Annotated in this window: 1 protein-coding gene; it reads left to right on the forward strand. The window is 45.9% G+C overall.

The features are described from left to right. Positions 1–519 precede the first annotated feature (519 nt). Entirely contained in the window at positions 520–1,818 is a 1,299-nt protein-coding gene (gene ltrA, locus EIZ37_RS25445; RefSeq protein ID WP_134687563.1) for a group II intron reverse transcriptase/maturase, read from the forward strand. Positions 1,819–1,934 lie beyond the last annotated feature (116 nt).

The raw sequence follows: 1,934 nt of genomic DNA on the forward strand, positions 1-1,934 counted from the left end.
TGGCGTGCCCAGCAAGCCGTTAATTGTTAGTTGGTGAAAGTCCAACCGGGGTAAGAGCCAAGTCGCCCCGTAGCTGACAGGCAACTGGTGGAGAGATCCTAAGGTTGAAGCCCTGTGACAAAGTAACTCCGAAAGGAGTGCGAGCAAATCAGCAGGCCGTAACATAAAGTGAATCTTGCCGCTTCGTTAAAAGAGACCATCGCAAGATGGACAAGGAGGAGACGAGCCTCGCAGTTATGGGCGAAGTCCATGGAAGGTGTGTAGATCTTGGAAAGCAGCACCCAAGAACCTCCCGGAGTAAAGAGATCGGCATGTTGAGAAAGTAGTTAACGGAACTGGGGAGACCCTCCCCTGCACGCTCCTTCGGAGCGTAAAGCGGAAACCTATAACCGAAAGGGAAGTGGTGGACGGCAGGAAGGGAGTCGGAGGGGCTCATAGTAACGATGAAGTGGAGACAACAAAACTCTATGGAGAGAAGGAGCCCTGCTTTGTTCACGGGTTGAAAGGAGGTAAGAGTCAGTGAATGCAAGTAAACTTGCTAACTACACCAATGTAAAAGCTCGACAACTCTGGACAACTCTATATCTTTGTGCCAAGGAAAATCCAAAACGGCGATTTCACGCTCTGTACGATAAGATTTATCGTCCAGATATTTTGGCGGAAGCATGGAGAAGAGTCAAAAGCAACAAGGGTAGCGGTGGGGTAGATGGTCAATCGATTCAAAAGATCGTGGAGGGATACGATGAAAGCCGATTCCTAAACGAGATTTATATGGATCTTAAACAGAAGAAGTATCGACCACTCCCTGTAAAACGCACGTTTATCCCGAAGCCAGATGGAAAAGAAAGACCGTTAGGTATCCCGACCATCCGTGACAGGGTAGTTCAGATGGCAACCAAGATGATCATTGAACCGATCTTTGAAGCGGATTTCAAGGAATGCTCATTTGGTTTTCGTCCAAAGAAGAATGCCCACCAAGCCGTTGCACAGATTCGAAAAGCCAGCAAGAAAGCCTACTGGGTAGTCGATGTCGATATCAAAGGCTACTTTGACAACATCAACCAAGAAAAGCTGATGAAGCTGGTCGAAATGAGAATCAATGATCGGCGTGTCCTAAAGCTGATTAGAAATTGGCTAAGAGCAGGGGTCATGGAAGATGATCAGTTCCATGAAACAGAATGGGGCACACCGCAAGGTGGCGTTATCTCGCCTCTTTTAGCCAACATATACCTCAACTATATGGACACGATTTGGGAAAAGCAATTTTCCCATCTTGGGAAACTCATTCGCTATGCAGATGACTTTGTGGTCATGTGTAGGACAAAAGACGAAGCATTAGAGAGCATTAAGGTAATAAAAGCTATCTTAAACAAGCTTGATCTTAACGTGAGCAAGGAGAAATCGAAACTGGTTAATATCTGGGACAATACCAGCGGATTTGACTTTCTAGGGTTCCACCATCGTAAATTCCCAGTTCTAATCAAGGGTGGGAACAAAGTGTACGTAATGTCTCACATTCCAAGCAACAAAGCAATGAAGAATATGAGACGCAAAATCAAGGAGTACACGGAGCCCAGGAACAAACTTTTCTGGAGTCTTAACGACATGGTGGAGGGGCTTAACCGAAAGTTGCAAGGCTTTAAGAATTACTACTTTATCTCGCCCATAGCAGCAAAATGGGGAAGTCGGATCGACTGGTATGTAATTAAACGGCTTACTCTGTATTGGAACAAGAAAAGAAACAAGCGAAACAAACATGGGCGGATGGGAGAAGTAATCATGCAGACGAAAGGAATTTTAGTGAAGTTAGCTGCTTAGGTTAATCCGTAAGCCAAAGAATGAAGAACATCGGAAAGCCGTATGAGGGAAAACCTCACGTACGGTTTGATGAGGGGGAGCTGAAAGAGTAAGGCGACCCGAAGGTCGCCCGAAAA

This window comes from Brevibacillus migulae (assembly GCF_004521915.1).
In the GTDB taxonomy this organism is placed as follows: domain Bacteria; phylum Bacillota; class Bacilli; order Brevibacillales; family Brevibacillaceae; genus Brevibacillus_F; species Brevibacillus_F migulae.